Origin of the sequence: Jiangella mangrovi (genome assembly GCF_014204975.1) — a bacterium.
Taxonomy (GTDB): domain Bacteria; phylum Actinomycetota; class Actinomycetes; order Jiangellales; family Jiangellaceae; genus Jiangella; species Jiangella mangrovi.
The window spans coordinates 1,449,708-1,476,078 of record NZ_JACHMM010000001.1 but is presented as its reverse complement, the minus strand read 5'-3'; the positions used below and the strand labels follow the sequence as shown (position 1 = coordinate 1,476,078).

Annotated in this window: 23 protein-coding genes and 1 pseudogene; 15 read left to right on the top strand and 9 right to left on the bottom strand. The window is 72.3% G+C overall.

The features are described from left to right. Positions 1-747 precede the first annotated feature (747 nt). From HD601_RS06850 to hutI, 5 genes are all read left to right on the top strand, one after another. A complete protein-coding gene (locus HD601_RS06850; protein ID WP_184820459.1) occupies positions 748-1,479 on the top strand; it encodes a hypothetical protein in 732 nt (243 codons plus the stop codon). Beyond that, complete coding sequence (locus tag HD601_RS06845; RefSeq protein ID WP_184820457.1) at positions 1,476-3,608, top strand: Rv1355c family protein; 2,133 nt, start codon at positions 1,476-1,478, stop codon at positions 3,606-3,608. Before HD601_RS06850 ends, HD601_RS06845 begins: the two co-directional genes overlap by 4 nt. Further along, a complete protein-coding gene (locus HD601_RS06840; protein ID WP_184820455.1) occupies positions 3,605-5,839 on the top strand; it encodes a putative bifunctional diguanylate cyclase/phosphodiesterase in 2,235 nt (744 codons plus the stop codon). Before HD601_RS06845 ends, HD601_RS06840 begins: the two co-directional genes overlap by 4 nt. Before the next feature lie 212 nt (positions 5,840-6,051). Beyond that, complete coding sequence (locus tag HD601_RS06835; protein WP_184820453.1) at positions 6,052-6,549, top strand: helix-turn-helix domain-containing protein; 498 nt, start codon at positions 6,052-6,054, stop codon at positions 6,547-6,549. A gap of 38 nt (positions 6,550-6,587) precedes the next feature. After that, on the top strand, positions 6,588-7,799 hold the full coding sequence (gene hutI, locus HD601_RS06830) for an imidazolonepropionase (RefSeq protein ID WP_184820451.1): 1,212 nt from the start codon (positions 6,588-6,590) through the stop codon (positions 7,797-7,799). Here hutI and HD601_RS34635 read toward each other — a convergent pair. Continuing rightward, a complete protein-coding gene (locus tag HD601_RS34635; protein WP_184820449.1) occupies positions 7,758-8,744 on the bottom strand; it encodes a LysR family transcriptional regulator in 987 nt (328 codons plus the stop codon). The two genes, hutI and HD601_RS34635, sit on opposite strands and share 42 nt — an antisense overlap. A gap of 92 nt (positions 8,745-8,836) precedes the next feature. Between HD601_RS34635 and HD601_RS06820 the strand changes: the two genes are divergently transcribed. Continuing rightward, entirely contained in the window at positions 8,837-10,054 is a 1,218-nt protein-coding gene (locus HD601_RS06820) for an MFS transporter (protein ID WP_184820447.1), read from the top strand. Between the two features lie 47 nt (positions 10,055-10,101). Beyond that, positions 10,102-10,611 (top strand): ferritin, encoded by a 510-nt coding sequence (locus HD601_RS06815; RefSeq protein WP_184820445.1) that lies wholly within the window; start codon positions 10,102-10,104, stop codon positions 10,609-10,611. A gap of 78 nt (positions 10,612-10,689) precedes the next feature. On the opposite strand, the gene HD601_RS06810 is transcribed toward HD601_RS06815, so the two are convergent. Further along, positions 10,690-13,314 carry a M14 family zinc carboxypeptidase gene (locus HD601_RS06810; protein ID WP_184820443.1) on the bottom strand — a complete coding sequence of 875 codons (2,625 nt, stop codon included), beginning with the start codon at positions 13,312-13,314 and terminating at the stop codon, positions 10,690-10,692. Positions 13,315-13,498: 184 nt separating this feature from the next. On the opposite strand from HD601_RS06810, the gene HD601_RS06805 reads away from it, so the two are divergent. After that, complete coding sequence (locus HD601_RS06805) at positions 13,499-15,508, top strand: beta-galactosidase (RefSeq protein WP_221440633.1); 2,010 nt, start codon at positions 13,499-13,501, stop codon at positions 15,506-15,508. A 1-nt stretch (position 15,509) separates the two neighbouring features. Here HD601_RS06805 and HD601_RS06800 read toward each other — a convergent pair whose 3' ends face one another. From HD601_RS06800 to HD601_RS06785, 4 genes are read right to left on the bottom strand one after another with little or no spacing between them, the layout of a single operon-like run. Then, positions 15,510-16,247, bottom strand: a complete 738-nt coding sequence (locus tag HD601_RS06800; RefSeq protein WP_184820441.1) for an ABC transporter permease — start codon at positions 16,245-16,247, stop codon at positions 15,510-15,512. Then, entirely contained in the window at positions 16,244-17,134 is an 891-nt protein-coding gene (locus tag HD601_RS06795; RefSeq protein WP_184820439.1) for an ABC transporter ATP-binding protein, read from the bottom strand. The genes HD601_RS06800 and HD601_RS06795 overlap by 4 nt, the downstream gene beginning before the upstream one ends. Continuing rightward, entirely contained in the window at positions 17,131-17,451 is a 321-nt protein-coding gene (locus HD601_RS06790; RefSeq protein WP_184820437.1) for a transcriptional regulator, read from the bottom strand. Before HD601_RS06790 ends, HD601_RS06795 begins: the two co-directional genes overlap by 4 nt. Beyond that, positions 17,448-18,077 carry a transporter gene (locus HD601_RS06785; RefSeq protein ID WP_184820435.1) on the bottom strand — a complete coding sequence of 210 codons (630 nt, stop codon included), beginning with the start codon at positions 18,075-18,077 and terminating at the stop codon, positions 17,448-17,450. Before HD601_RS06785 ends, HD601_RS06790 begins: the two co-directional genes overlap by 4 nt. Before the next feature lie 286 nt (positions 18,078-18,363). Here HD601_RS06785 and HD601_RS06780 point away from each other — a divergent pair. After that, positions 18,364-19,395: pseudogene (locus HD601_RS06780) on the top strand (GDSL-type esterase/lipase family protein); the annotation flags it as partial. Between the two features lie 107 nt (positions 19,396-19,502). After that, positions 19,503-19,685 (top strand): SGNH/GDSL hydrolase family protein, encoded by a 183-nt coding sequence (locus HD601_RS35490; protein WP_343076488.1) that lies wholly within the window; start codon positions 19,503-19,505, stop codon positions 19,683-19,685. On the opposite strand, the gene HD601_RS35485 is transcribed toward HD601_RS35490, so the two are convergent. Together HD601_RS35485 and HD601_RS06770 are read right to left on the bottom strand one after the other, a co-directional pair. Further along, the gene (locus HD601_RS35485; protein WP_184820434.1) at positions 19,659-20,852 is read right to left on the bottom strand and encodes a heparan-alpha-glucosaminide N-acetyltransferase domain-containing protein; all 1,194 of its coding nucleotides are present in this window, start codon (positions 20,850-20,852) and stop codon (positions 19,659-19,661) included. The genes HD601_RS35490 and HD601_RS35485 overlap by 27 nt on opposite strands. Positions 20,853-20,857: 5 nt before the next feature. Continuing rightward, the gene (locus tag HD601_RS06770) at positions 20,858-21,007 is read right to left on the bottom strand and encodes a hypothetical protein (protein WP_184820433.1); all 150 of its coding nucleotides are present in this window, start codon (positions 21,005-21,007) and stop codon (positions 20,858-20,860) included. A gap of 126 nt (positions 21,008-21,133) precedes the next feature. Between HD601_RS06770 and dnaK the strand changes: the two genes are divergently transcribed. The 5 genes from dnaK to HD601_RS06745 all read left to right on the top strand — a co-directional run bounded on the left by dnaK (position 21,134) and on the right by HD601_RS06745 (position 25,903). Next, on the top strand, positions 21,134-23,023 hold the full coding sequence (dnaK, locus tag HD601_RS06765; protein WP_184820432.1) for a molecular chaperone DnaK: 1,890 nt from the start codon (positions 21,134-21,136) through the stop codon (positions 23,021-23,023). Beyond that, on the top strand, positions 23,020-23,715 hold the full coding sequence (grpE, locus tag HD601_RS06760; RefSeq protein ID WP_184820431.1) for a nucleotide exchange factor GrpE: 696 nt from the start codon (positions 23,020-23,022) through the stop codon (positions 23,713-23,715). Before dnaK ends, grpE begins: the two co-directional genes overlap by 4 nt. A gap of 31 nt (positions 23,716-23,746) precedes the next feature. Further along, entirely contained in the window at positions 23,747-24,901 is a 1,155-nt protein-coding gene (dnaJ, locus tag HD601_RS06755; protein ID WP_184820430.1) for a molecular chaperone DnaJ, read from the top strand. Between the two features lie 2 nt (positions 24,902-24,903). Continuing rightward, positions 24,904-25,320 carry a heat shock protein transcriptional repressor HspR gene (locus HD601_RS06750; RefSeq protein WP_281386262.1) on the top strand — a complete coding sequence of 139 codons (417 nt, stop codon included), beginning with the start codon at positions 24,904-24,906 and terminating at the stop codon, positions 25,318-25,320. A gap of 127 nt (positions 25,321-25,447) precedes the next feature. After that, the gene (locus HD601_RS06745) at positions 25,448-25,903 is read left to right on the top strand and encodes a TetR-like C-terminal domain-containing protein (protein ID WP_246400764.1); all 456 of its coding nucleotides are present in this window, start codon (positions 25,448-25,450) and stop codon (positions 25,901-25,903) included. On the opposite strand, the gene HD601_RS06740 is transcribed toward HD601_RS06745, so the two are convergent. Then, positions 25,886-26,236 carry a DUF4333 domain-containing protein gene (locus HD601_RS06740; RefSeq protein ID WP_184820425.1) on the bottom strand — a complete coding sequence of 117 codons (351 nt, stop codon included), beginning with the start codon at positions 26,234-26,236 and terminating at the stop codon, positions 25,886-25,888. The two genes, HD601_RS06745 and HD601_RS06740, sit on opposite strands and share 18 nt — an antisense overlap. Between the last annotated feature and the right edge of the window lie 135 nt (positions 26,237-26,371).

Below are 26,371 nucleotides of genomic sequence, written 5' to 3'. Positions count from 1 at the left end.
CCGCGTCGTCGCCGGTGAGCGGCCTCTCCGCTCGGCCTCGATGCATCGGGACGATTCTCGGCGGGGTATTTCCGTGCGCGCCGAAGGAGTCGCACGAATAGCGTTCGTCGCGCGCCGGAAAACACGCGTTTCGCTACTCGACAACGTTACGCGGCGTAATTGTCCGGGTCGTGCCGGCGGGAGTGCCCGGAACCGCGCGCACGTGGCCTGCACCGCCTCTGAGCAGGCGATCCGTGACGTAGCGTGAGTTTTTGATCACGGAGCGTCACGCTTCGCCCAAGATCGATCCCGCTACTCTCCGTCACTTTTTGTTACGCAAAGTAGTTGTTGCGAGATCTGTTTCCCATGTCTATTCTCTAATCATCCGCACTAGCAATTCGGTGCTCTGGTCCAATTCGTTGGATTGGCAGCGAGGAGTGGGTGCGACTCACGGCCTCGAGCCGTGACCCTTGGACCGGTACGGCCCTCCGCCCTGCACAGGCCGTACCGCGATAAGGGGACGTGGTGCGCGCGTCCGGGGACGTTCGCACCACGTCCCAAACGGGGCGGTGGCAGGTTTCCGCGGGCTGGTCCTGCTGCCGCAAGGTGGAGACGCGGCGGGTCTGTTGGGGGGCAGGCACCCGTCGCGTTCTCCATTCCGGCGTCGCCCTCGCGCCGAGTCGGGCATTATGGCCTCAATAGCATGAACGGCGCATACGGTACAGATTGAGCAGACCGGACGGAGCCGTGAAGCCAGGTGTGGATGCCATGACCAGCCCCCTCAGCACCCCCCTCAGCGCCGCGCAACACACCACCACCCGTGAGTTGTACGGGTTCCGGGACGAGGCGTCGGGCACGACGCTGCGCTTCTCCATGCCGAACCGGCGCTTCGATCAGTGGATGGCCTACGCCGACGGCGCCCGGGCCAGCTACCGGCGACATCACGTCGAGCACGCCCTGGCGTTGCCCGTGGCCACTCAGGAGTCCGGTGCACCGGTGTTCGCCATCGCGTCCGACGACGGCGGGAAGGTCCGGGCCGGCTGCTACGTCAACGGCCCGCTGCGCTCTGTGCGCGACGCCTATGCCCCCCGCGAGCTCGCCGGCGAGCCGCTGTCGGCCACCCTGGCCACTCACTGGATCGAGGCCGCGCTCCCGGACGGCGTCATCGAGCTCAAGGGCGTCTGGGTGGACGCCACGTCGGAGCACAAATCCGTGTTGGCCGACCTCATGTCGAGGGCGTTCGTGCACGCCATGCGGCTGCTCGGGGTGCGCTACGCCTACTGCTCGGCGGCGGAGCACGCGGCGTCGCGCTGGGCCAACTCCGGCGCCGAGGAACTGCCCGGCGTCATCCCGGCCCGCTACCCGGACGACCGCTACCGCACGACGATGCTGACCTGGGACGCCGCGACCGCGGTGGGGCGCGCCACCGAAGAACAGCGCCGCCTGTTCGAGAACGAGTTCCGCACCGCGACGGGCACGGAGGTTCCGGGCACACGATGACCGAGGCCATGAACGGGGCCGGCTGGCGCCCCGAACTGGTGGACGACCCCGACCTGCTGGCCGGCCTCAGGGCGGACCCGGCGGTGCAGGTCGTCGACACGATCGAGCAGCAGCGCCGTGACCTCGCACGGCTGCTCTCCGCGCCCTCGCCCGAGATCGTCGGCGAGCCGTCGCGGTGGTACTTCTACCCGTGGCGGCGCACCCTGGTGCACCTGCTCGGGCCCGAGGCGTTCCAGACGCTGCGCACCGACCGCAACCGCAACAAGATCACCGCCGACGAGCAGCAACGGCTGCGCCGGCTCTCCGTCGGCGTCGTCGGCCTCAGCGTCGGTCACGCCATCGCGCACACGCTGGCGCTGGAGGGCAGCTGCGGGCACATCCGGCTGGCCGACTTCGACGAGATCGAGCTGTCCAACCTCAATCGCATCCCGGCGACGGTCTTCGACCTCGGCGTGAACAAGGCGGTCGTGGCGGCCCGTCGCATCGCGGAGCTGGACCCGTACATCGAGGTGAGCATCGAGCCGGCCGGACTCACCCTGGAGTCGATCGACGACTTCCTGGACGGCCTCGACATCGTCGTCGAGGAGTGCGACTCGTTCGACCTGAAGCTGGCGCTGCGCGACGGCGCCCGGCGGCACCGGCTGCCGCTCGTCATGGAGACCAGCGACCGCGGGCTGCTCGACGTCGAGCGCTACGACCTCGAGCCGGACCGGCCGCTGTTCCACGGCCTGCTCGGCGACGCGCGCCCGGAGGACCTCATGGGCCTGTCGACGCACGACAAGGTCCCCTACGTCCTGCGGGTGCTGGAGCCGGCCGAGCTGTCGGCGCCGATGGCCGCCTCGATGGCGGAGGTCGACGAGAGCCTGAACACCTGGCCGCAGCTGGGCGGCGACATCACCCTGGGCGGAGCGTCGGTGGCGGCGGCGGTCCGCAAGCTCGGCCTGGGCGTGGCACTGCCGTCCGGGCGCGCTCGGGTCGACCTCGACGCCGTGCTGTCCAAACTGGCCGAGCCGCCGTCGGCCGCCGACGCCGACTTCGGTGTCGACCTCGTGCTCGACCCCGAGCCGGTGCCGGCCGAGCCGCGCGCCGCCGTCGTGCACGCCGCACGGCTGGCGCCGTCGGGCGGCAACACCCAGCCCTGGCTCTTCACGCTCCGCCCGGACGGGCTCGACCTCGACCTCGACCCGGCGCAGACGTCCACGCTCGACGTCGCGTTCCGCGGGAGCCACGTCGCCATCGGCGCGGCGCTGTTCAACGCGCGGGTCGCGGCCGCCCGGCACGGCCTGCTCGGCGACGTCGAGATCCGGGCCGACGGCGTCCACGTGGCCCGGCTGCGGTTCGGCGACGGGGCGGACCCGGAGCTGGCCGCCATGTACGAGGGCATGCTGCGCCGGGTCTCGAACCGGCACTTCCACGACCCCGCCCCGCTGCCCGCCGGGACCGCGGCCGTGCTGGGCGCCGCGGCCGCGGCCGAGGGGGCCGAGGTGCACCTCGTCACCGACCGCGACCGGCTGCACGAGCTGGCCGAGCTGCTGGGCGAGTCCGACCGGCTGCGCTACCTCACCGAGCACCTGCACCGCGAGATGATGCGCGAGCTGCGCTGGCCCGGCATCGACGCGCTCGACTGGGGCATCGACGTCCGCAGCCTCGAACTGGACCGGTCCGATCTCGCCAAGCTGAGCGTCGCCCGCCGGTCCGACGTCATGGCCCTGCTGGCCGAGCAGGACCTCGGCCGGGCGCTGGGCGAGTCCACCCGCGACCGCATCGACGCCGCGTCCGGGCTGGCCGTCGTCTCCATCGGCGCCGGTGCGCCGGCCGACTACGTGCGCGGTGGCCAGGCGGTCGAGCGCGTGTGGATCGAGGCCGAGCGGCTGGGCCTGGCCGTGCACCCGATGTCGCCGGTGTTCATCTATGCCGTCGACGACGCCGACCACGAGGAGCTGTCGCCCCGGTACGCCGACCGGCTTCGCCGCCTACGCCATGATTTCGGCGCTATCGCCGGTCTTGGGCAGAGGTACGTCGCACTGGTGATGCGGATCGGCTACGCTCCTAGCGTCAGCGTCCGGAGCCGCCGCCTGTCTGCCGACCGCACCGTCCGGGACGCCCTGGAGGCAGGGAGCAACCTATGAAGATGGACCCGGAGACGATCCAGCCACTTCTCGAAGCGCTGGCCCGGGCCACCGAATCCATCTCCGCCGACGTGATGGCGGTCGAGGGCGGCATGCCGCTGGTGTCGTGGGGCAGCGCCGCCGGGGCCGGGGTCCGGGGCAAGGACCTCACGGTCATGCGCGACGCCATCCGCGCCGTCACCGCGCAGGCCGCCGCCGATCCCACGGGCGCGCTGATCGAGCACACCACCGCCTCCGGCGCCGGCGTCATGGCCGCCCGGGTGGCCTACCGCGACTTCCGCGGCAGCGTCTGCCTGGTGCGCCTCGACGGCCGGTCGTACTCGCAGAAGGACCGCGACCTGCTGACGGTGTCCGCGCAGCTGTGCACGGCGGTCATGGAGGCGGGCGAGGTCACCGACCAGCACGGGCGTCTCGATGCCCTGGTCACCTACGTCGCCGCCGAGCTCATGAGCGTCACCGCCCGCGACCTCGCCGAGACGCTGTACCGCGTGCTCGGCGAACTGGGCCGCTACTTCGGCGCCGACACCTGCTTCCTCCGGCACAACGATCCCGAGCTGCAGGCCAGCGTTCTGGTCGACGAGTGGCCCCGGCGGCTCGACGTGCCCGATCCCGATCCGCTCGGCATCGTCCCGTGGGACACCGAGGACACGATCTTCGCGATGATCAAGGACCAGCGCGAGCCGTTCATCAACCGGCCGTCCGACCGGCAGTTCGAATACCAGGAGCGGGTCCGCGCCGGTTCCGGCGTACCCGAGGTCTCGCTGGCCATGGTGCCGCTGATCCACGACGACACCACGCTGGGCGTGCTGGGCCTCATCCACTTCGGCGACCGCATCTGGACCCGAGCCGAGGTGCGGGCGCTGCGGGCCATCGCCTCGCTGCTGGTGCAGCTCGACGCCCGGGTCGCAGCCGAGGAGAGCCTGCATCACCAGGCCTACCACGACGAGCTCACCGGCCTGTGGAACCGCCGGGCCTTCGTCGAGGACCTCAAGGCAGTGCTCGACGCCGACCCGCGCGCCCCGCTCGCCGTCCTCTTCGCCGACATGGACCGCCTCAAGACCGTCAACGACGTCCTGGGGCACACCGTCGGCGACAACTTCATCCAGGCGGTGGCGCACCGGCTGCGCGACTCCGTCCGCCCCCACGACGTCGTCGCGCGGCTCGCGGGCGACGAGTTCGTCATCGTGCTGCACGACATCGGGTCCACGTCCGCGGCCGAGCGGGCCGCCCGGCGCATCCTCGACCGCGTCGCCGAGCCGCTCGAGGTCGGCGGGCACGCCATCAGTCGCAGCGCCAGCATCGGCGTCGTGGTCAACGGGGACATTCCCAGCACGGTCGACGAGCTGCTCGGCAACGCCGACGTCGCCCTGCTCGAGGCCAAGGAGCGCGGTGGGGACTCGGTGGTGGTGTTCAACGACGACCTACGATCAAAACTGCTCGTCCGGGCCGATCTCGAACTGAGGTTGCGCACCGCCATCACCAACAACGAGATGCGGCTGTACTTCCAGCCCGAGTTCGACCTCCGCGACGGCCGCATGACCGGCGTCGAGGCGCTGGTGCGCTGGCAGCACCCCGAGCGCGGGCTGCTCGCGGCCGACGCCTTCATCTCGGTGGTCGAAGAGATCAACCTCTCCGCCGAGCTGGGCCGCTGGGTGCTCGAAGAGGCCTGCCGGCAGCTGGCGGCATGGAAGCGCACCTCGCCGGTGCCGCCGCCGCTGGTCCGGGTCAACATCTCCGCCGGCGAGCTCATCAGCGCCGACTTCGTGGGATTCGTCGCCACGCTGCTGAGCCGGTACGGGCTGGCCCCGGCCGAGCTGGGCATCGAGATCACCGAGAGCACGGTCATGCGCGAGATCGACGACGTGCAGGCCACGCTCAACGGGCTGCGCGGCCTGGGCGTCACGCTCGCCATCGACGACTTCGGCACCGGGTACAGCTCGCTGGCCCAGCTGAAGCAGCTCCCCGTCGACATCCTCAAGATCGACCGCAGCTTCGTCTCGGCACTCGCCGAGAGCAGCGGCGATCGCGCCATCGTCGCCGCGATCGTCCGCCTCGCCGAGGCGTTCAACCTGACCACGGTGGCCGAGGGGGTCGAAGATCCGGCAGCGGTGACCACGCTGCTCGACCTCGGCTGTTACCGCGCTCAGGGGTTCTTCATGTCCAAGCCGCTGCCGGCCCAGGTGGTCCTGGAGCAGGCGCGGAACCCAGGAGTCCCGCTACGCATGGTGTGACGTGGAACACGTGCCGTTGGCGCGACGACGCCGCACCTCCTAGCATGCGACCTGAACAAGGTCACGGACGGCCAGTGATCAATCGGCCGTGAATGCCCGGTATTCTCTGATCTGTCCCGGGCGTTGTCCGGGACCCTGCCAGGGGGGCGGCGCAGGCGTGCTGGTGCGGGCGGATCAGTACGGAGGACGAGGCACCTTTGGGGAGCTCGACGATGAACGACGGCAGTCCGGACTCGACCGAGGAGGACTTCGCGAAGGTCGTGGGTGCACGGTTGCGCGCGCTGCGCAAGCGTCGCCGGCTTTCGCTGCAGGCCGTCGAAGAGAAGTCCGGTGGCCGGCTGCGCGCTGTCGTGGTCGGTTCCTACGAACGCGGCGACCGCGTGGCGTCCATCCGGCGCATCGCTGAGCTCGCCGAGTTCTACGGCGTCCCGATCGACACCCTGGTGTCCGACGGCGCCCGGTCCCGTATCCCGGCTCAAGAGGGCAAGCTGGTCCTCGATCTCGACGCGCTGCGCAACGCACCGCCCGAGGCCGAGCGGCTGGCCACCTTCGTGGCCTCCATCCAGCGCCAGCGCAACGACTTCGGCAGCCCGGTGCTCACCATCCGGTCCGAGGACATCTCGCTGGCCGCGCTGCTCTACGAGATCCCGCCCGCCGAGCTGCGGGAGAAGCTGGTCACCTGGGGCGTGCTGTCGAGCACCAGTCCGTAGGACCGCGTTCCGACGACCCGATGTGACAGGCTGCGGTCGTGACGACGACGCTGCTCGACGGCATCGGGCTGCTGGTGACCAACGACCCCGCCCTCGGTGACGGTTCGCCGCTGGGCGAGATCTCCGGTGCCGCCCTGGTCGCCGACTCCGGCGGCCGGGTGCTCTGGGCCGGCCCGGCCCCCGCCGCGCCCAGCGCCGACACCCGTGTCGACCTCGGGGGACGCTGCGTCGTCCCCGGCTTCGTCGACAGCCACGCCCACCTCGTCTTCGCTGGCGACCGGTCGGCCGAGTTCGCCGCGCGCATGAGCGGGCAGCCGTACGCCGCGGGCGGCATCCGCACCACCGTCGCCGCCACGCGGGCCGCCCCCGACGAGTTGCTGGCGGCCAACCTGGCCCGCCTGGTGGCCGAGATGCGCCGCCAGGGCACCACCACCGTCGAGATCAAGAGCGGCTACGGCCTGACGGTGGCCGACGAGGCTCGCGCGCTGGCCCTGGCCGGCCAGCACACCGACGAGACCACGTACCTCGGGGCGCACGTCGTGCCGGCCGAGTACGCGGGCGACCCGGCGGGCTACGTCGACCTCGTCACCGGCGCCATGCTCGACGCCTGCGCCCCGCACGCCCGCTGGATCGACGTGTTCTGCGAGACCGGCGCCTTCGACGCCGACGCCGCGCGGGCGGTGCTGACGGCCGGCATCGACCGCGGCCTGGGCGCTCGCGTGCACGCCAACCAGCTCGGCCACGGTCCGGGCGTCCAGCTGGCCTGCGAGCTGGGCGCGGCCAGCGCCGACCACTGCACGTTCCTCGACGACGCCGACGTCGCCGCGCTGGCCGCCTCGGGCACCGTCGCGACCCTGCTGCCCGGCGTCGAGTTCTCGACCCGCTCGCCCTACCCCGACGCCCGCACGCTGCTGTCCGCGGGCGTCACCGTCGCGCTGGCCACCGACTGCAATCCCGGCTCCTGCTACACGTCGTCGATACCGTTCTGCATCGCCCTCGCCGTCCGCGAGATGCACCTGACGCCGGCCGAGGCGCTGTGGGCGGCCACGGCCGGCGGTGCCGCGGCCCTGCGGCGCACCGACGTGGGCCGGCTGTCGCCGGGGGCGCGTGCCGACCTCGTCGTGCTGGACGCGCCGTCGTACGTGCATCTCGCCTACCGCCCCGGCGTGCCCCTGGTGGCCGGCACCTGGACCGGCGGGCGGCCGTCGTCAGTGGGCGGCGTCCAGCAGCGCGCGGTCGGCGGCGGGTAGCCAGGCGCCCGGCGGCGCTTCGAGCCAGCCCTCGGCGGGGATCAGCCGGTCCAGCGCCCGGTGCAGCGCGCCGACGCCTGGGTGACGCAGCGCCGCCCGGTGCGCCATGGTCCACGGGTAGAGCGGGACCGGGTCGGTCAGCGGCCGCACGACGGTGCCCGGGATCGGCGCGGCGTCGGTCTTGGTGAGCACCGGCCAGCCGGTGGCGCGCAGGTGGTGGGTGGTCTCCTCGGGCGGTGCGGCGGCGACGGCGGCCATGCCCGGGTGGTGGTCCGGGGCGACGGTGCCGCCGTGCTCGGTGACGAGCTCGGCGCCGAGGCCGACCCACTCGGGCGCCTCGGGGTTGCCGCCGCTGGTGTCGACGGTGCGGCCGCGCAGGGCGGCCATGGGGATGGTGTCGTGGCGCGCGAGCGGGTCGTCGTCGAGCACCATGAGGCCCAGCGGCTCCAGCCGGACCGGGCGGCGGACGACCTCGCCGGGCAGCGCCGTCCGGATGCCGCTCAGCCGCCCGAACACCACGTCGACCCGCTGGGCCAGCAGGGCGCGCACGGCCGCGTCGCAGCCGCCGTGGAACCGCGCCTCCAGCTCGGCGTCCGGCGCCAGCGGGCGGGCCGCCTCGAGCACGCGCAGCGCCGTCGAGCGGTCGTGCATGACGTCGACGAGCAGCGGCCGGGCGGCGTCGCGCAGCTCCGCGAGCATGGCGTCGTGCAGGGCCAGCAGCTCGGTGGCCAGGGCGAGCAGGCGTTCGCCCGACGGCGTCAGCGTCACCCGGCGGGTGGTGCGGTCGAACAGCCGGACGCCGAGCTCGCGCTCGAGCCGGGCGACGTCGCGGCTGAGCGCCTGCTGGGCGATGAGCAGGCGGCTGGCGGCCCGGCCGAAGTGCAGCTCCTGGGCCACGGCCACGAAGTGCCGCAGCAACCGGGTGTCGACGTCGGGGACGGCCACGCGGCCCACTCTACCGATTGACAACACAGGGCGGTCAATAGCCTCTGAACAGGTGTTGGACGCTTCCGGGGGACGGCACCGATCGTGGGGGCATGACCTCCACGACTCTCGCTCCCGCTCGTACGAAGGTGGCGCGGCTCGCCGCCGCCACCGCCGTCGGCAGCATCGGCCTGGCCGCCGGCGGCATCGCCGGACCCCTGCTCGCGGTGCACCTGACCGGCGACCCGGCGACGGCGGGCCTGCCGGTCGGCGTGCACGTGGCCGGCTCCGCCGTCGGCGCCGTCCTGGTCTCGCGCGCCAGCGCCCGGGTCGGCCGGCCCGCGGGCCTCGCCCTCGGCTACCTCGTGGGCGCGATCGGGGCGGTGGTGGTCGTCGCGGCCGCCGCCGGGGCCGGCCTCGGCCTGCTGCTGGTGGGCAGCGCGCTCTTCGGGGTGGGCAACGCGCCGGTGTTCCTGGCCCGCTACGCCGCGGCCGAGGCCGGCGGAGCGGGCGCGCGCGGCCGGGCGCTGGGGATCGTGCTGTTCGCGGTCGCCGCCGGCGCTGTCGCGGGGCCGAACCTGCTGGCCGGGAGCGGACGGCTGGCGTCCGGCCTCGGCCTGCCGCCGCTCACCGGCCTGTACCTGATCGCAGTCGTCGCGTTCGTGTCCGCCGCCCTCCTGTTGATCGTGGAGAAGGTGGGCCATCGATCGGGCCTGTCACCCGGCCATGGCCGAACGACTCCACGATCGACGTCGACGGGGGGTGGGCAGGTGCCGTGGCGGGCTGTCGCGCTGCTGGCCGTCACCAACCTGGTGATGGTCGGGGTCATGGCGGTGGCGCCGGTGCACCTCGTCGCGCACGGCCACGGCCCGGCACTGGTCGGCGGCATCGTCAGCGTGCACGCGCTGTGCATGTTCGCGCCGTCGCTGGTCTCCGGTCCGCTGCTGGACCGCGCCGGCCCGGCCGCCGTGACGGTGCTGGCGGCCGTCCTGCTGGCCGCGGCGGGCGTCGTCGGCGCTCTGGGGCCGGACGACGCGATCGTGCTGCTGGTCGCGCTGGCGCTGCTCGGCCTGGGCTGGAACGCCGGCGTGCTGGCCGGCAGCGCCCTGCTGACGGCCTCGGTGCCGGACGGCGAGCGGCTGCGGGCCGAGGGGCGGGGCGAGGTGGCCATGGGCCTGGCCGCCGGCGGCGGTGCGCCGGTCGCCGGGCTGGTCGTGGCGTCCGGCGGCTTCACGGCACTCGTGATCGGCGCGGCGATCGTCGTGCTGGTCGTCTCCGTCCCGGTGGCGGTCGGCCTGCCGGAGAGGTTCGGCGAACCTTCGCAAGGTTAGGCACGACTTCGTGGAAATGTGCTCTGACCTGCGCTAACGTCAGCCACATGAAGCTCAACGACACGCTTGCCAAGGCCTTCTCCGAGCAGATCACGCTCGAGATCGAGTCGTCCGTCGCGTACCTGCAGCTGGCCATCGCGCTCGAGGACGCCAACCTGCCGGGCATGGCGTCGTGGATGCGCATCCAGTCCGACGAGGAGCGCGTGCACGCGGCCAAGTTCATCCAGCACGTCACCGACCGCGGCAACCGCCCGCAGATCGGCGACATCTCCGCGCCGGCCGACCCCGGTTCCAAGGTGCTGGCGGCCTTCGAGGCGTCGCTGGCGCACGAGCAGAGGGTCTCCGACTCCATTCGCGCCCTCTACCGGCTGGCCCAGGCCGAGGGCGACATCGACAGCCTCCCGCTGCTCAGCTGGTTCATCGAAGAACAGATCGAAGAGGAGTCGACGGTGTCGGAGATCCTCGGCCGGCTGCACCTCATCGGCGACGACGGCCCCGGCCTGCTGCGCCTCGACGAGGAGCTGGGCTCCCGCCGTCCGGGCGCCGACGAGGCCTGACCGGACGACCGGCCCCGAGCGCGAACCACCCCCGCGACCCGGTCGACGCGGCCGCGGGGGTGGAACGTCGCACGTGACCTACCGGGCGGCCACCCGGGCCGCCAGGTCGCCCGCGGCCACCGGCGTGCCGGGGCCGTTGTACAGCGCGTTGGACACGATGGTCCATGCCGAGCGCGGCCAGCTGCGGAACGTGATGTCCGCACCCGCCACGGTGGCCTGGCCCTCGCCCACCGGCACGGTCACCACGTTGGCGAGGCCCGCCAGCGCGGCCTGGCCGTGGGCGTACCCGCTGGCCAGCAGTTCGCCGGACGCCGGGTAGGTCGACGCGACGGTGGCGCCGGAGCCGCCGGCAACGGCGTACGCCGGGCTGTTGTTGTACCAGACCGGCCAGTTCGCCGGCATGCCCCAGGTGGCCGGTGCGGCCGGGTCGAACTGCGCGTTGAGCAGCGTGCCGGGGGCGCTGAACGCGTCGCGGTCACGCGGCGTCGCGTTGGTGATCGGCAGCGCCAGCAGCTCGCGCACCGTCTCCGCCGCCGCGCCCACGCCGACCAGGTTGCCGCCGTCCTGCACCCACGTCGCCAGCGCCTGCCAGCCGGCCTCGCCGACGCCGCGGGCCCAGTGGAACTCCTCCGGGTACTGCGCCGGGTTGAGGCCGGTGACGATGCGGGCCTTGGTGACGCCCGGGGCGACGAGGATGGTGTCGAACTGCGCGAGGTTCGCGTAGTCGTCGGCCTCGACCACCTCGTAGTTCAGCCCGTAGGTATCGGCCAGCCACAGCAGCCAGCCGCCGGGCATGTTGTTGGCGCCGCGGATCAGCCCGATCCTGGTGCCGGCCTTCAGCTCCAGCGCGCCGACGGCAGGCACCTGCGGCGCCGTCGTCACCGGCAGCGCCGTCAGCTCCGACGCCTCGGTCAGCGCCGTCCGGGCCGCCGCCGTCGCCGGCACGATCAGCGTGCCGGGCTCGTAGGCCGCGCCCGCGGACTGGAAGGCCGCCGCCGCCCGGAACACCGGGACGCCGTCCTCCTGCAAGCCCGCGATCACGTGCGTCAGCCCGTACGACGTCGGCCGCACCAGGTAGGCGCCGTTCGCCGGCGGGTTCGGCACCGCGGGGGCGGTGACGTCCTCGGCGGTGATCCGTTCCGTACGGGCGACCCGGGCGTCGTCCACCGGCTGCACCGTCAGGCCGAGCAGCATGCCGAGATTGTCGGTCGTCTCGCTGTACGGCATGATCAGCGGGCAGTCGGCGCACTTGCGCGCCTGGTCCGGGTACTGGTCCACCTCGAGCACCTGGTCGACCCAGCTGCCCATCGGCTGCTGCGTCTGGATCATCAGCGTGCCCGCCGGGTACGTCGTCCGGCCCACGCGCACCGTCGACAGCGCGCGGTCGACCTCGACACCGGCGATGTCGAAGATCTCGACCAGCTGCTTGACGGCGAACGGGTCACGCTGGCCGGCCGGCACCAGGTAGGTCTCGGGGCCGCCGTCGGGCTCCATGTTCTTGCGGTTGACCTGGTACAGGTTGTTGAACAGCCAGTCGTCGGCGTCCTTGGCCACGCTGTCGAGGGCGGTGTACATCGACAGCTTGGCGTACTCGACGATCTGCTCCAGTGTCCACGTCGACTCCGTGTACGGGTCGAACGTGCGCATCGTGCGGTCGCGGGCGCCGGGCGGGGAGCCGTCGGGGTTCGAGAACGGCAGCGCGAGGTCGCGGACCGAGGCGATCTCGTGCAGGAACAGCGAGGCGCCGCGGTGCGGGCCGGTGCCGAAGACGTCGGCGTTCCAGAAGATGCCGTAGGCGTCGTCGGTGCTGACGCCGGGCAGGCCGGCCTCGGCTGCGGCGTTGGCGATCTCGGCGCCCAGGGCGTTCGACGCGGAGATCGGGATGGAGTCGATGTTCGGGCCGAGCGGCTCGTCGAACGGCGGCACCCACATGCGCGGGCTGTTGGACCCGGCCTGGTGCATGAAGTGCAGGATCACCGGCCGGTACTGCTGCTCGAGCCGGGTGCGGATGCGCGACTCCTCCTGGGTGAAGAAGATCCAGTCGCGGTTGTTGTCGTGCCCGACGTACTTGTGGTACAGGTCCGGATAGGTGCGCGCGTAGTCGGTGCCCTCGGTCTCGTTGAAGTAGTCGACCAGCAGGTGCTGGCCGTCCGGGTTGGCCGACGGCACCACCAGGATCACGAGGTTGTCCAGGATGTTCTGCACGAACTCCGACCGCTCGGTCGACAGCCGGTGGATCACGTCGACCAGCGCCGGCAGGTTGCCGACCTCGGTGGAGTGCAGCGTCGCCTCGAGGTAGTAGACGGGGACGCTCTGCTCGGCGAGTGCGCGGGCCTCGCTCTCGGAGAGGTCCGACCGCGGGTCGGCGAGGCGCTCGTTCGCCTCGAGGATCTGGTCGAGGTTGGCCAGGTTCTCGGCCGAGCTCACCCGCATGATGGGGTATTCGTGGCCCAGGGTCGTGGTGCCGGCGACCTCGTACTCGACGCTGTCCGATTCCTCGGCGACCAGTTCGAAGTAGTCCTTGATCTCCTCGAAAGGAGCCAGCTTTCCACTGGTGCCCATCGCGAATCCGAAGAATTCCTCAGGAGTGGGAATGTCCTCAGGCGCGGCGCCCGCGATGCTCGATCGGTCGTCTCCGGGGACGACGACCAGCACCGACGCGGCGAGAGCGGCTGCGGCCACACCCGTCAGGGCGCGCTTCATTGACATGTCGGGACCTCCGTTCATGAAGTCCGGCGATGCGTGCAATGGTCCTGGCGCTCGCTGGACAATTCGGACGTGGGGGTCCACGTAACCTAGCGACAGTAGTTGGTAGGGTCAATGCTCATGTCAGTAGGACAAGATGCTATTGACGGCGCAATAACAAACCGGTAAATTGGGAGCGATTTTGAGCCCACGGGCGTGGAACTCGAAGATCACCGGCATCGCCTTCGGCGGCGACTACAACCCCGAGCAGTGGCCGGAAGAGGTCTGGGCCGACGACGTCCGCCTCATGAAGGACGCCGGCGTCAATCTGGTCAGCGTCGGCATCTTCTCGTGGGCCGTCGTCCAGCCCGAGCCGGACCGCTTCGAGTTCGATCGGTTCGACCGCGTCCTCGACACGCTGGCCGGCGGCGGAATCACGGCGGGCCTGGCCACCATGACCGCGTCGCCGCCGCCGTGGCTGGCCCGGCTGCACCCCGAGACGCTGCCCGTCACGGCCGACGGCACCACGCTCTGGCCGGGTGGGCGGCAGCACTACTGCCCGTCCAGCCCGGTCTACCGGCGCTACGCGGGCGAGCTGGTCGAGCGGGTGGCCGAACGCTACGGCGACCACCCCGCCGTCGCCGAGTGGCACATCGGCAACGAGTACGGCTGCCACGTGTCGCGCTGCTGGTGCGACGTCTCGGCGGCGGACTTCCGGGTCTGGCTGCAGCGGCGCTACGGCGACGTCGACGGGCTGAACGAGGCGTGGTCCACCACGTTCTGGTCGCAGCGGTACTCGTCGTTCGAGGAGGTGCAGCCGCCGCGGTCGGCGCCGACCTTCCCGAACCCGGCGCAGGAGATCGACTTCACCGAGTTCGGCTCCGACGCGCTGCTGGCCTGCTTCCTCATGGAGAAGGAGATCGTCAACCGGATCACGCCGGACGTCCCGGTGACGACCAACCTCATCCCCATGCCGCGCGGCACCGACCCATTCGCCTGGGCGCCGCACCAGGACGTCGTCAGCTACGACTCCTACCCCGACCCGTACGAGGCCGACGCCCACGTGCTGGCCGGCTTCGGCTACGACCTCATGCGCTCGCTGCGTCACGGCCAGCCGTGGATGCTCATGGAGCAGGCGCCCAGCGCGGTGAACTGGCGCCCGCGCAACAGCCCGAAGCCGCCTGGGCTCATGCGGCTGTGGTCCTGGCAGGCCGTGGCCCAGGGCGCCGACGCCGTCCTGTACTTCCAGTGGCGGCAGTCCCGCGGCGGCGCCGAGAAGTTCCACTCCGCCATGGTCCCGCACGGCGGCGAGCACACCCGGACCTTCCAGGAGGTCCGCGAGCTGGGGGCGGAGCTGCGCGCGGCGGCCGAGGTGGCCGGCGGGCGCAGCACGGCCGACGTCGCGGTGGTCATGGACTGGCGCAGCTGGTGGGGCCTGCAGCGCAGCTCGCACCCGGCCGTGCTGGAGCAGTTCGACGCCGTGACGGCGCACTACGCGCCGCTGCTCGGCCGCTCGGTCGCCGTCGACGTCGTGCCGCCGTCGCGCGACCTGTCGGCGTACAAGCTGGTCGTCGTCCCCAACCTCTACCTGGTGTCCGAGGCCGACGCGGCCCGGCTGACGGCGTACGTCCAGGGCGGCGGGCACCTGCTGATGTCGTTCTTCTCCGGCATCGTCGACGAGTACGACCGCGTCCACCTCGGCGGCTACCCGGCGCCGTTCCGCGACGTGCTGGGCCTGACGGTGGCGGAGTTCTGGCCGCTCGAGGACGGCGGCACCGTCGACGTCGAGCTCGCCGGCACCGTCACGCCGGCCACCGTCTGGTCCGAGGTCGTCGAGCCGGCCGGCGCCGAGGTGGTCGGCACGTTCACGTCGTCGGAGCTGGCCGGCGGCCCCGCGGTCACCCGCCACGCCTACGGCGCCGGCGTCGCCTGGTACGTCGGCACCCGGCTCGCCGACGGCGCCATGGACGCGCTGGTCGGGCGGGTCCTGGCCGGCGCCGGGGTGACCTCCGTGCTGCCCGGGCTGCCCGGCGGCGTGCAGGCGACGGTGCGGTCCAACGACTCCGGGCGGTACGCGTTCCTGCTCAACCACGGGGCGGCGACGGCGTCCGTTCCGGTCCCCGCGGCGACCGCGCTGGTCGGCCCGGCGCCGTCGGACGGCCGGGTGGCGCTGCCGCCTCGCGGGGTCGCGGTGCTGCGCCTCGAGGCCTGACTCAGCTGAACCGGCGGCCCTCGTCGCGGCGGTAGGCGACCACCGCCGCGGCGCCGGCCGCCACCGTCCACACGCCGAGCATGACCATCGAGAGCGGCTCGACGGGGATGTCGGAGACGGCGGCCCAGATCAGCTCGCCGGCGCCGCGCGTGGGCAGGAACGGCGCGATGGTCTCGATGAAGCCGGGCAGGTCCTCGGGGTCGCCCATGAGGCCGCCGCCGAAGGCCAGCGGCAGGAACGAGATGGTCGCGACGGCGGTGGCGGCCTTGGCCGGCAGCGAGTAGCCGATGGCCAGGCCGAGCAGCGTGAAGGGGACGACGACCACGACCAGCGCGCCCAGGGCGGCGGCGAACCGGACCGGGCTCAGCGTGGCCTCGGTGAACAGCACCGCGATGACCACCACGGGGATGACGGCCACCAGTACGAACGCCGTCCCGACCAGCACCCGGGCGGCGAAGCGCGGGCCGGGGCCGGAGGGCAGCGTGCGCACGAACGACTCCCACGGCAGCGCGCGGTCCTCGGCCACGCCGGCGCCGTACTGGAACAGGCAGGTGACCATCGACGCGAACACGACCATGGACGCGGTGGCGAGCGTGGCCGCGCGCGGATCGTCGCCGATGCTCGGGACGACGAAGAACAGCATCGACGCCGCCGGGAAGAACACCGTGGCGATGACGGCGACCGGGATGCGCACCGTCTCGAGGAACTGGTAGCGGGCGTAGGTCAGGACGAGGCTCATGCGAGGCTCCGGTGGTCATCGGCGGTCAGGGCCAGGAACGCGTCCTCGAGCGACGTGCTGCGCACCTCGAGGTCGCGGAACGCCACGCCCGCGGTGACGAGGCCGCGGACGAGCTCGTCGGCGTCGGTGGTCATGAGCTGGACCAGGCCGGCCTCGTCGCGCTCGGCGGACATCACACCGGGCAGCTCCGGCAGGTCGGCCGCCACGAAGCTGACCCGGCGCATGCCGGCGACGTCGCGGATCTCGGCGATGCTGCCGTCGCGGATGACGCGGCCGTGGTCGATGACGACGACCCGCTCGGCCAGCGCCTCGACCTCTTCGAGGTAGTGACTGGTCAGCACGACGGTGCCGCCCTCGGCGTGGAACGCGCGGATGCCCTGCCACAGGTGGTGCCGCGCGTCGACGTCGAGGCCGGTGGTCGGCTCGTCGAGGAAGACGATCTCGGGCCGGCCGGCGAACGCCAGCGCGACGGCGAGCCGGCGCTTCTGGCCGCCGCTGAGCGAGCCGCACTGCCGGCCCTCGAGCCCGGTCAGGCCGAACCGCTCGAACAGCTCGCCCGGCGGCACCGGGTTCGCGAAGTGCGCCGCCACCAGGTCGGCGGTCTCTCCCACCCGCAGGCTCAGCGGCAGCCCGGTCTCCTGCGGCGTGACGCCGAGGATGCGGCGGGTGGTCGGGGTCATCGGGTTGGCGCCGCGGATCTCGACCCGGCCGCCGCCGGGCCGGCGCAGCCCCACGAACAGGTTGATCAGCGTGGACTTGCCGGCGCCGTTCGGGCCGAGCAGGCCGACCAGCTGACCGGCCGGGATGTCGAGGTCGACGTGGTCGAGCGCGACGACGTCGCCGTAGCGGCGCGAGACGCCGATGGCGCGGGCGATGAGGTCGCTCATGGGTGCTCCGTTACCGCGGCGCCGTCGAGCAGGGCGCGGATCGCCGCCGTGTAGTCGTCGAACGCGGCCCGGCCGCGCGAGGTGAGGGCGACGTAGGTGACCGGGCGCCGTCCCTGATGGGTCTTGGTGATCTCGACGTAGCGGGCCTCCTCGAGCTTGCCGAGGTGCACCGAGAGGTTGCCGGCCGTCATGTCGAGCACCTTCTGCAGGTAGGGGAAGGTCATGTGGTCGCCGGGGGGCAGCGCGGACAGCGCCGCGACCACCCGGAGCCGGGCCTGGGCGTGGATGACGGGGTCGAGGTCGGCCGACGGCGTCATGACGGGGACCGCCGGGCCAGCGCGACGAGCCCGGCGGCGACGAGCCCGCCGCCGCCCGCGACGGCGATGATCAGCGAGTGCCAGCCCGGCCCGGCCAGCACTCCGGCGAGGTTCACCACCAGCAGCCAGCCGCCGAGCACGAACATGCCCCAGTCGAGCCAGATGGCCCCGCCGGCCAGGTAGAAGACGCCGCTCAACGCCACGCTGACGGAGCCGAAGAGCAGGCCGCGCTGGTCCTCGGGCAGGTGGTCGGCGAACCGGCCCAGGATCGGGAAGATCGTGCCGAACGCCAGCGCCCAGCTGAGGCCGTACATGGCGCCACGGCGGTTGCTCTCGCCGCCGACCTGGCGGGCCTCGCGCGTCGAGGTGACGACGGTGACGGCCGTGGCGACCGCCATGAGTGCGAACAGCACGACCAGCGGCAGCGCGTCGGGGAGGTCGACCCAGGGGCCGTCGCTGCCGGGTCCTTGATCGAGCGTGAGCAGGCCGAACCCGATGAGCCAGGCCAGTCCCCAGGGCACGTAGTAGAGCGCCATGTTGCTCCGGTGCCGCCCGGTGACGGCCGCCCGCTCCTGGGCGATCAGCCGCAGTGACTCCTCGGGGGTGAGGTCGTCGGGGTTCGTCATGCCAATCACTTTAAAACGCAAACTACTTTGTCCGCAAGCCATCTGAAGGGGAAACCGCTTGCCGCACGACGGCGGCCGTTCGGCGCATCGTGGCTGGCGGGACGGGCCAGGCCCGCCCTAGCGTCATGACTGCCGAGCCCGGACACCCCCGGCCGGGCTCGGCCGACACGACGCTGAGGGTCGAGCAGAGACCGATGGGCGATGGAGGGCCGGAGGTCCCCCTGAGTCCTCGGTACGTCGTGTGATCTCTGCGCGACCCGATTGAACGAGCTGCGAGGAGCCGCCGATGCCGCCGTCCCGTTCGCTGCCGAGATCGTTCCGCCGCTGGGCCGGGCTGCTCACCGCGGCCGCCGCCGGCGCCGCGCTGATGGCCGGCGCCACCCTGGCCGAACCGCCCGCCGACGCCGCCGTTCCGGGTACGCCCGCCGCCGTCGACGCCCCGGCCGCGCCCGCCGCGCCCGCCGCGTCGAGCGGCTGGGTGGGCACCTGGGCCACCGCCGTCGCGCGACCGGTGAGCGGCCAGGCGCTGGCCGGGTTCACCGACGCCACCATCCGGCAGCGGCTGCACGTCTCCGTGGGCGGTTCGCAGTCCCGGCTCCGGCTCAGCAACGTCTACGGGGCGCAGCCGCTGGTCGTCGGCGCCGTGACGCTGGCGCTGCCGGGCGCGAACCCCGGCGACGTCGACCCGGCGACGCTGCGGCCGGTGACGTTCTCGGGCGAGGCGGGCGTCACGGTCCCGGCCGGCGCGGAACTGGTGTCCGACCCCGTCATGCTGCGGATCCCCGACGACGGCGACGTCATCGTCAGCTTGCACGTGCCGGGCCCGACCGGCCCGGCGACCTACCACGCGGCGGCCCACTCGACCGGCTGGATCGCGACCGGCGACCGGACCGCGTCGCCGGCGGTGTCGGCCTTCGGCCAGACCACCACCTCGTTCTGGTTCCTCGACGGCCTCGACGTGCGCGGCGCGACGTCCGGCGCCGTGGTGTTCCTGGGTGACTCGATCACCGACGGCAGCGGCTCGACCCGCGACGCGAACCGGCGCTGGCCCGACTACCTGGCCGACCGCATGCTCGCGCTGCCGCGGCCGCAGCGCTTCGGGATCCTCAACGCCGGCATCGGCGGCAACCGGCTGCTGCTGCACGCCAACAGCGCCGGTCAGGGCGACAACGCGCTGGCGAGGTTCGACCGCGACGCGCTGACCCAGACCGCGGCGGGCACCGTCGTCGTCTTCGAGGGCGTCAACGACATCCAGCAGCCGAACTCGCAGTACGACCCGTCGAAGCTGATCGCCGCCTACGAGCAGATCATCGAGCGCGGCCACGACCAGGGGATGCGCGTGGTCGGCGCCACCATCGGGCCGTCGAGGGCTGGGGCACGTGGACGCCGGAGCGCGAGGCCGTCCGGGTCGCCGTCAACGAGTGGATCCGCACCTCGGGCGCGTTCGACGCCGTCATCGACTTCGACGCCGTCCTGCGCGACCCCGCCGACCCGCAGCGGATCCGTCCCGAGTACGACTCCGGGGACCACCTGCACCCGGGCGACGCCGGCTACCAGGCCATGGCCGACGCCGTCGAGCTCTCAGTCCTGTCGCCGCGACGACGGTGACAGCACGAGCTCGCGTCCGGCGCGGCCCATGGCGGCCGCCACCGCCTCGAGCGGGCCGCGGCCGATGAACGCCCGCCAGGGCATCGCGATGGCGAACACGATGACGACGTGCGTGAGGTAGGTGGAGACGTCGTGGCCCTGGATCGGGCCCGACAGCAGCACGACGTGCAGGGTGTACAGCGTGAACGTCATGCCGCCGATGGCCGCCAGTGGCCACACCAGCGGCCGGACGCGCGCGGCCAGGAGCAGCATGAGCCCGAGCACCGCCGCGCTGGTGCCGATGGTGTGCAGCAGGTCGAACGGCGTAGCGGTGTGCGGCGCTGCGACGACCAGCCACCACCACGACGTGGCCGGGGTCGTGCCGTAGAAGGACGTGTTGTTCACGGCCGCGGCGAAGTCGAACGGGTTGGCCGGGTGCCCGCCCAGTCCGGCCGCCACCAGGTGCTCCAGCGCTCCGTTGTCGAGCAGCACCGTCGACGTCACCCAGGCGGCCACCGCGAGCGCCGCGCCGCCGGCCAGGAGCGTCGTCGCGACCCGGGCCGACGACAGCGCCAGCCGGCCGATGCCCAGCCCGACCAGCAGGTACGCCATCCAGGGGAACACCGGGTAGTACCCGGTGACCAGCAGCTCGCGCAGCAGCCCGACCGGGTCCTCCAGCGAGTCGAAGGAGGGCGTGGCGTACGACGACAACGGCTCGCCGATGCGCCAGTAGTGGTTGAGCAGCGGCGCGCCGACGGCCCAGACCAGGCCGAGCGGCAGCAGGATCCGCGGGCCCAGCCCGAGGAACGGGATCGCCAGCACGAACAGCAGCGCGTAGTTGACCAGGATGACGGCGACGCCGGACTCGAATGCGCCCAGGCACAGCCCGACGAGCAGGATGACCAGCGCGCGCAGGGCCACACCGACGCCCGCCGCGGCCAGCGGGCGGCCCCGCAGCGGCGTGCGCGCGCCGGTGGCCAGCGCCAGCCCGACGCCGGCCAGCAGCGCGAACAGGGCCGATGATCGGCCGCCCGCGATCAGCCGGGCCGCCGAGAGCCCGCCGTCGTCGGTGACCGCCGGGATGATGTGCACCGACATCATGCCCAGCAGGGCGATGCCGCGAGCGGCGTCGACGCCGAGCAGCCGGCTGCGCACGGCCACCGGTCGCGCGTCCTCCTGAACGGTCATCGCGCTCAGAAGATCAGGACGGCGAGGAACGGCGCCACGCCGGCGATCAGGCACACGATGAGGACCGCGGCCACGACCTTCTTGCGCACGTCGGGGCGCCGGGGCGCGTCGTCGTCCTGGAACTCCGGGAACATGGCGGCCAGCGTACGCGGCATTGCTGAGGGAATCCTCAGAGCAGGTCGCTCGTTGTTCGGGGTACGGAAGTTGAGCCCCGTCGGCTCAAGGTTATAGTTGAGCCATACTGACTCAACACTGCTGAGTGAACACTGGAGGTAACTGCCATGGCACGTGCCGTCGGCATCGACCTGGGCACGACGAACTCCGTCGTGGCCGTTCTCGAGGGTGGCGAGGCCACCGTCATCGCCAACGCCGAGGGGTCCCGGACCACCCCGTCCGTCGTGGCCTTCGCCAAGAACGGCGAGGTCCTGGTCGGTGAGGTGGCCAAGCGCCAGGCCGTCACCAACGTCGATCGCACCATCCGCTCGGTCAAGCGCCACATGGGCACCGACTGGTCGCAGAAGATCGACGACAAGAACTTCACGCCGCAGCAGATCTCGGCGTTCGTCCTGCAGAAGCTCAAGCGCGACGCCGAGGCGTACCTGGGCGAGACCATCACCGACGCCGTCGTCACCGTCCCGGCGTACTTCAACGACTCCCAGCGCCAGGCCACCAAGGAGGCCGGCGAGATCGCGGGCCTCAACGTCCTGCGCATCGTCAACGAGCCCACCGCCGCGGCGCTGGCCTACGGCCTCGACAAGGGCGAGCACGACCAGACCATCCTCGTCTTCGACCTCGGCGGCGGCACCTTCGACGTGTCCCTCCTCGAGATCGGCGAGGGCGTCGTCGAGGTCAAGGCCACCAGCGGCGACAACCACCTCGGTGGCGACGACTGGGACCAGAAGGTCGTCGACTGGCTGATCGGCCAGGTCAAGTCCGCGCACGGCCTCGACCTCTCCAAGGACAAGATCGCCATGCAGCGCGTCCGCGAGGCCGCCGAGCGGGCGAAGATCGAGCTCTCGTCCAGCACGCAGACGTCCATCTCGCTGCCCTACATCGCGCAGGACGCCGAGAAGAACCCCGTCCACGTCGACGAGACCCTCTCGCGCGCGCAGTTCGAGCAGATGACGGCCGACCTGCTGGCCCGCACCAAGTCGCCGTTCCAGAACGTGGTCCGCGACGCCGGCATCTCCGTCGACCAGATCGACCACGTGGTCCTCGTCGGCGGCTCCACCCGCATGCCCGCCGTCGTCGAGCTGGTCAAGGAGCTCACCGGCGGCAAGGAGCCCAACAAGGGTGTCAACCCCGACGAGGTCGTCGCCGTCGGCGCCAGCCTGCAGGCCGGTGTCCTGAAGGGCGAGGTCAAGGACGTCCTGCTGCTCGACGTCACCCCGCTGTCCCTGGGCATCGAGACCAAGGGCGGCGTCATGACGAAGCTGATCGAGCGCAACACCACCATCCCGACCAAGCGGTCCGAGATCTTCACCACGGCCGACGACAACCAGCCGACGGTGGGCATCCAGGTCTACCAGGGCGAGCGCGAGATCGCGGCCTACAACAAGAAGCTCGGCACGTTCGACCTCACCGGTCTGCCGCCGGCGCCGCGCGGCGTCCCGCAGATCGAGGTCACGTTCGACATCGACGCCAACGGCATCGTGCACGTGTCCGCGAAGGACCTCGGCACCGGCCGCGAGCAGTCCATGACCATCACCGGTGGGTCGTCGCTGCCCAAGGACGACATCGAGCGCATGGTCCGCGAGGCCGAGCAGTACGCCGAAGAGGACGCCAAGCGTCGCGAGGCCGCCGAGAACCGCAACCAGGCCGAGTCGCTGGTCTACCAGACCGAGAAGTTCCTCGCCGACAACACCGAGAAGGTGGGCACGCTCTCCCAGGAGGTCCGCGACGACGTCGACACCTCCCTGGCCGAGGCCAAGAAGGCGCTCGAGGGCAACGACGAGGCGGCCATCAAGTCGGCCACCGAGCGCCTGCAGACCGCCTTCCAGGCGCTGGGCGCGGCCATCTACGCCAGTGCGCAGGCCCCGTCCGGCGACGGGGCCCAGGCCGGTCCCGACGCGGGTGCCACCGACGGCGCGACGTCCTCGGACGCCGGCGACAACGCCGAGGAGGACGTCGTCGAGGCCGAGATCGTCGACGACGAGAAGGACACCAAGTGACCGATGCGCAGCGACCCGAGACGGCGGGTGAGGGCTCCGAGGAGCTGAAGCCCGTCATCCGCGACCGGCGCCGCATCGACCCCGAGACCGGCGAGCGGCGCGATGCCGACGCCGGCCCGGGGGCTGCCGAGGCGGGCGCGGGGGCCACGGCCGCCTCGCCCGGTTCCGCCGGCGGGTCCGCCTCCGACGAGGAGCTGGCGGCGGCGAAGGCCGAGGCGGCCGAGCGGCTCGACGACCTCCGCCGGCTGCAGGCCGAGTACGTCAACTACCGACGCCGGGTCGAGCGCGACCGCGAGGCCAACCGCGAGGCGGCCAAGGCCGAGGTGCTCGCCGAGCTGCTCGGCGTGCTCGACGACATCGGCCGGGCCCGCGAGCACGGCGACCTCACCGGGGCGTTCCGGTCGGTCGGCGAGGCGCTGGAGTCGGTGACGGCCAAGGCCGGCCTGGTCCGTTTCGGCGAGCCGGGCGACGCCTTCGACCCGATGATCCACGAGGCGCTGATGCACGGCTACGCCGACGACGTCGAGGTGCCCACGTGCACGCAGATCCTGCAGCCGGGGTACCGCATCGGCGAGCGGGTCATCCGCCCCGCGCGGGTCGCGGTGGCCGAGCCGACCGAGGCGCTGCCGGAGCCGTCCGCCGACTCGTCCGCGGGTGACGACTCGGCGGAGAATAAGGACGAGCAGAGCTGACGTTCCGTAGACGGAGAGGAGGGGTGAGCCCGTGAGCACGAAGGACTGGATCGAGAAGGACTACTACAAGATCCTGGGCGTCGCCAAGGACGCCGACGCGGCCACGGTCAAGAAGGCCTACCGCACCCTCGCTCGCGAGCTGCACCCCGACCGCAACAAGGACGACAAGGCCGCCGAAGAGCGTTTCAAGGACGTCTCCGAGGCGTACTCCGTGCTGTCCGACCCCGCCAAGCGCAAGCAGTACGACGAGGCGCGGACGCTGTTCGGCAGCGGCATCCGCACCCCGGCCGGCGGTGGCGGGGCGGGCGGGTCGTTCAACTTCGACCTCGGCGACCTGTTCTCCGGCAGTGGCAGCGGCGGCCTGGGCGACGTGTTCGGCGGCATCTTCGGCCAGCGCAACCGGCCGCGGGGAACCGGCGCGCGCCGGGGCGCCGACGTCGAGCGCGAGGTCACCGTCACGTTCTCCGAGGCGGTCGAGGGCAAGACCATCCCGCTGAAGCTCACCAGCTCGTCGGCCTGTTCGGCCTGTGCCGGCACCGGCGCGCGGGCGGGCACCGTCCCGCGGGTGTGTCCCACGTGTTCGGGCACCGGCTTCACCAGCACGGACTCCGGCGGGTTCGGCATGGCCGAGCCGTGCAAGGACTGCCGGGGCCGCGGCCTCGTCGTCGACGACCCCTGCCCGGTGTGCAGCGGCTCCGGCCGCGGCACCACCAGCAAGGTCATGCACGTGCGCATCCCGGCCGGCGTGGTCGACGGGCAGCGCATCCGGCTGCGCGGCAAGGGCGTCCCGGGCGAGCGCGGCGGACCCGCGGGCGACCTCTACGTGATCATCCACGTCGGGACGCACCCGGTGTTCGGCCGCCGTGCCGAGCACCTCACGGTCACCGTGCCCGTCACGTTCCCCGAGGCCGCTCTCGGCGCGGACATCAAGGTGCCCACGCTGGGCGGCAGCCCGGTCACGCTCAAGCTGCCTCCGGGCACGCCCAACGGCCGCACCTTCCGGGTCCGCGGGCGCGGCGCCACCCGCAAGGACGGCACCCGCGGCGACCTGCTGGTCACCGTCGAGGTGTCGGTGCCGCCGAGCCTCAAGGGCGACGCCAGGCAGGCGCTCGAGGAGTTCCAGACGGCCACCTCGGGCGAGGACGTCCGTGCCGACCTGATGAACCTGGCGGCGAAGGAGGCATGACCATGGAGGCCGGAGGTCGCTTCATCGTCGCCATGTCCGGCGCCGCGCGCCTGGTCAGCGACGACGAGCCGCTGTACGTCATCTCCGTGGCGGCCGAGATGGCCGGCATGCATCCGCAGACCCTGCGTCAGTACGACCGCCTCGGGCTGGTGTCGCCTCGGCGCACCCCCGGCGGCGGCCGGCGCTACTCGCTGCGCGAGGTCGAGATGCTGCGCGAGGTGCAGCGGCTGTCCCAGGAGGACGGCGTCAACCTCGTCGGCATCAAGCGGATCCTGCAGCTCGAGGCCGAGGTGCACGCGCTGCGCCAGCAGCTCGAGCTGATCACCGGCGCGGCCCAGGAGCCCGTCGACTACCTGCCGGTGCCGGCCTTCCCGACCGCCCTGGCCGTCTACCGGTCCCGCTACATCGCCCGCGACTGACCACCCGTCCGCCGGGGTCCTCACTCGCCGAAGGGCCACTTGGCTCCTCGCCCGGTCGGCGGGTTCCATCACCGTCGGCTCCGTGCGGCCGGAGTCGTGAGAGTCCACCATCGGCGTGTTGACGCTGATGCCAACTGCTTGTTCTCAGGCGATCAACGCAACGATCATCGGTGATCTTGGTGTTGGTCGTCTGGGAGGGGCTGGGTGTGGGTGCGAGGGGGTGGCCGGTGGCGGGTGCGGTGCCGTGGCCGGTGCGGGAGGTGGCGTGGCGGGCGGCGAGGATCAGCGCGCCGATCCAGACCAGCCAGATGAGCCGGCTGGGTGTTGTGCGCCCCGGGCAACGCGTCATGTTCGGCGACGAGCTGCGCCCCGGCGACGTCGGCGGGCGGTCCGCGCGGGCCGGTTCCCGAAATCGCCCGCGCCGGAGTCGATCGCCACCGCGCTCTGGGCCAACGTGCACGGCCTGGTCTCGATCGAGCTGGGCGAGTTCATGCCGCCGCGGGCCGGCGACCCGGCCGCGGTGTTCGAGGCGGCGGTGCGGGCCAATGTGACGGGCTGGACGGCGTCAGCTGCCGGTCGGTGACGGGGTCGGCTCCGGCGTGGGCGATGCAGAGTCGTTGCGCACCTCGTACCGCACGTCGTTGCCGTCGACGTCGGTGGCGGTGACGGTGAGCCCGACGGTCTCGCCGTCGACCGTGGCCGTGCAGTGCACCGTGGCGTCGACCTCGCCGGGCAGGTCGCCGTCGCAGGTCACCGACTCGACCGCCTGGCCGGACTGCTCCTCCATGAGCTGCTTCACCGCGTCCTGGAGGTCGTCGCGGGGCACGGACCGGTCGCTGAGCGCGGAGCATCCGGACAGGGCGGCGACGGCGAGGGCGGCGGCGGCGAACGTGGCCGCGAGGCGGTGAGCAGACATCGGGGCCATCGTCCCACGCAGCAATTATGTCCAGATGTCGGGTCGCGCAATACGCACGCGCGCTCGACCGCCGACCCCGCCGATGGACCGAGGACTCAGGGGGACCTCCGGCCCCCATCGCCCATCGGTCTATGC

Bases quoted from the DNA above. Each gene is read 5' to 3' on its own strand.
- HD601_RS06850 (WP_184820459.1), top strand. From the start codon at position 748: ATGACCAGCCCCCTCAGCACCCCCCTCAGCGCCGCGCAACACACCACC.
- HD601_RS06845 (WP_184820457.1), top strand. From the start codon at position 1,476: ATGACCGAGGCCATGAACGGGGCCGGCTGGCGCCCCGAACTGGTGGAC.
- HD601_RS06840 (WP_184820455.1), top strand. From the start codon at position 3,605: ATGAAGATGGACCCGGAGACGATCCAGCCACTTCTCGAAGCGCTGGCC.
- HD601_RS06835 (WP_184820453.1), top strand. From the start codon at position 6,052: ATGAACGACGGCAGTCCGGACTCGACCGAGGAGGACTTCGCGAAGGTC.
- HD601_RS06820 (WP_184820447.1), top strand. From the start codon at position 8,837: ATGACCTCCACGACTCTCGCTCCCGCTCGTACGAAGGTGGCGCGGCTC.
- HD601_RS06815 (WP_184820445.1), top strand. From the start codon at position 10,102: ATGAAGCTCAACGACACGCTTGCCAAGGCCTTCTCCGAGCAGATCACG.
- HD601_RS06810 (WP_184820443.1), bottom strand. From the start codon at position 13,314: ATGAAGCGCGCCCTGACGGGTGTGGCCGCAGCCGCTCTCGCCGCGTCG.
- HD601_RS06800 (WP_184820441.1), bottom strand. From the start codon at position 16,247: ATGAGCCTCGTCCTGACCTACGCCCGCTACCAGTTCCTCGAGACGGTG.
- HD601_RS06795 (WP_184820439.1), bottom strand. From the start codon at position 17,134: ATGAGCGACCTCATCGCCCGCGCCATCGGCGTCTCGCGCCGCTACGGC.
- HD601_RS06790 (WP_184820437.1), bottom strand. From the start codon at position 17,451: ATGACGCCGTCGGCCGACCTCGACCCCGTCATCCACGCCCAGGCCCGG.
- HD601_RS06785 (WP_184820435.1), bottom strand. From the start codon at position 18,077: ATGACGAACCCCGACGACCTCACCCCCGAGGAGTCACTGCGGCTGATC.
- HD601_RS35485 (WP_184820434.1), bottom strand. From the start codon at position 20,852: ATGACCGTTCAGGAGGACGCGCGACCGGTGGCCGTGCGCAGCCGGCTG.
- HD601_RS06770 (WP_184820433.1), bottom strand. From the start codon at position 21,007: ATGCCGCGTACGCTGGCCGCCATGTTCCCGGAGTTCCAGGACGACGAC.
- dnaK (WP_184820432.1), top strand. From the start codon at position 21,134: ATGGCACGTGCCGTCGGCATCGACCTGGGCACGACGAACTCCGTCGTG.
- HD601_RS06750 (WP_281386262.1), top strand. From the start codon at position 24,904: ATGGAGGCCGGAGGTCGCTTCATCGTCGCCATGTCCGGCGCCGCGCGC.
- HD601_RS06745 (WP_246400764.1), top strand. From the start codon at position 25,448: ATGCCAACTGCTTGTTCTCAGGCGATCAACGCAACGATCATCGGTGAT.
- HD601_RS06740 (WP_184820425.1), bottom strand. From the start codon at position 26,236: ATGTCTGCTCACCGCCTCGCGGCCACGTTCGCCGCCGCCGCCCTCGCC.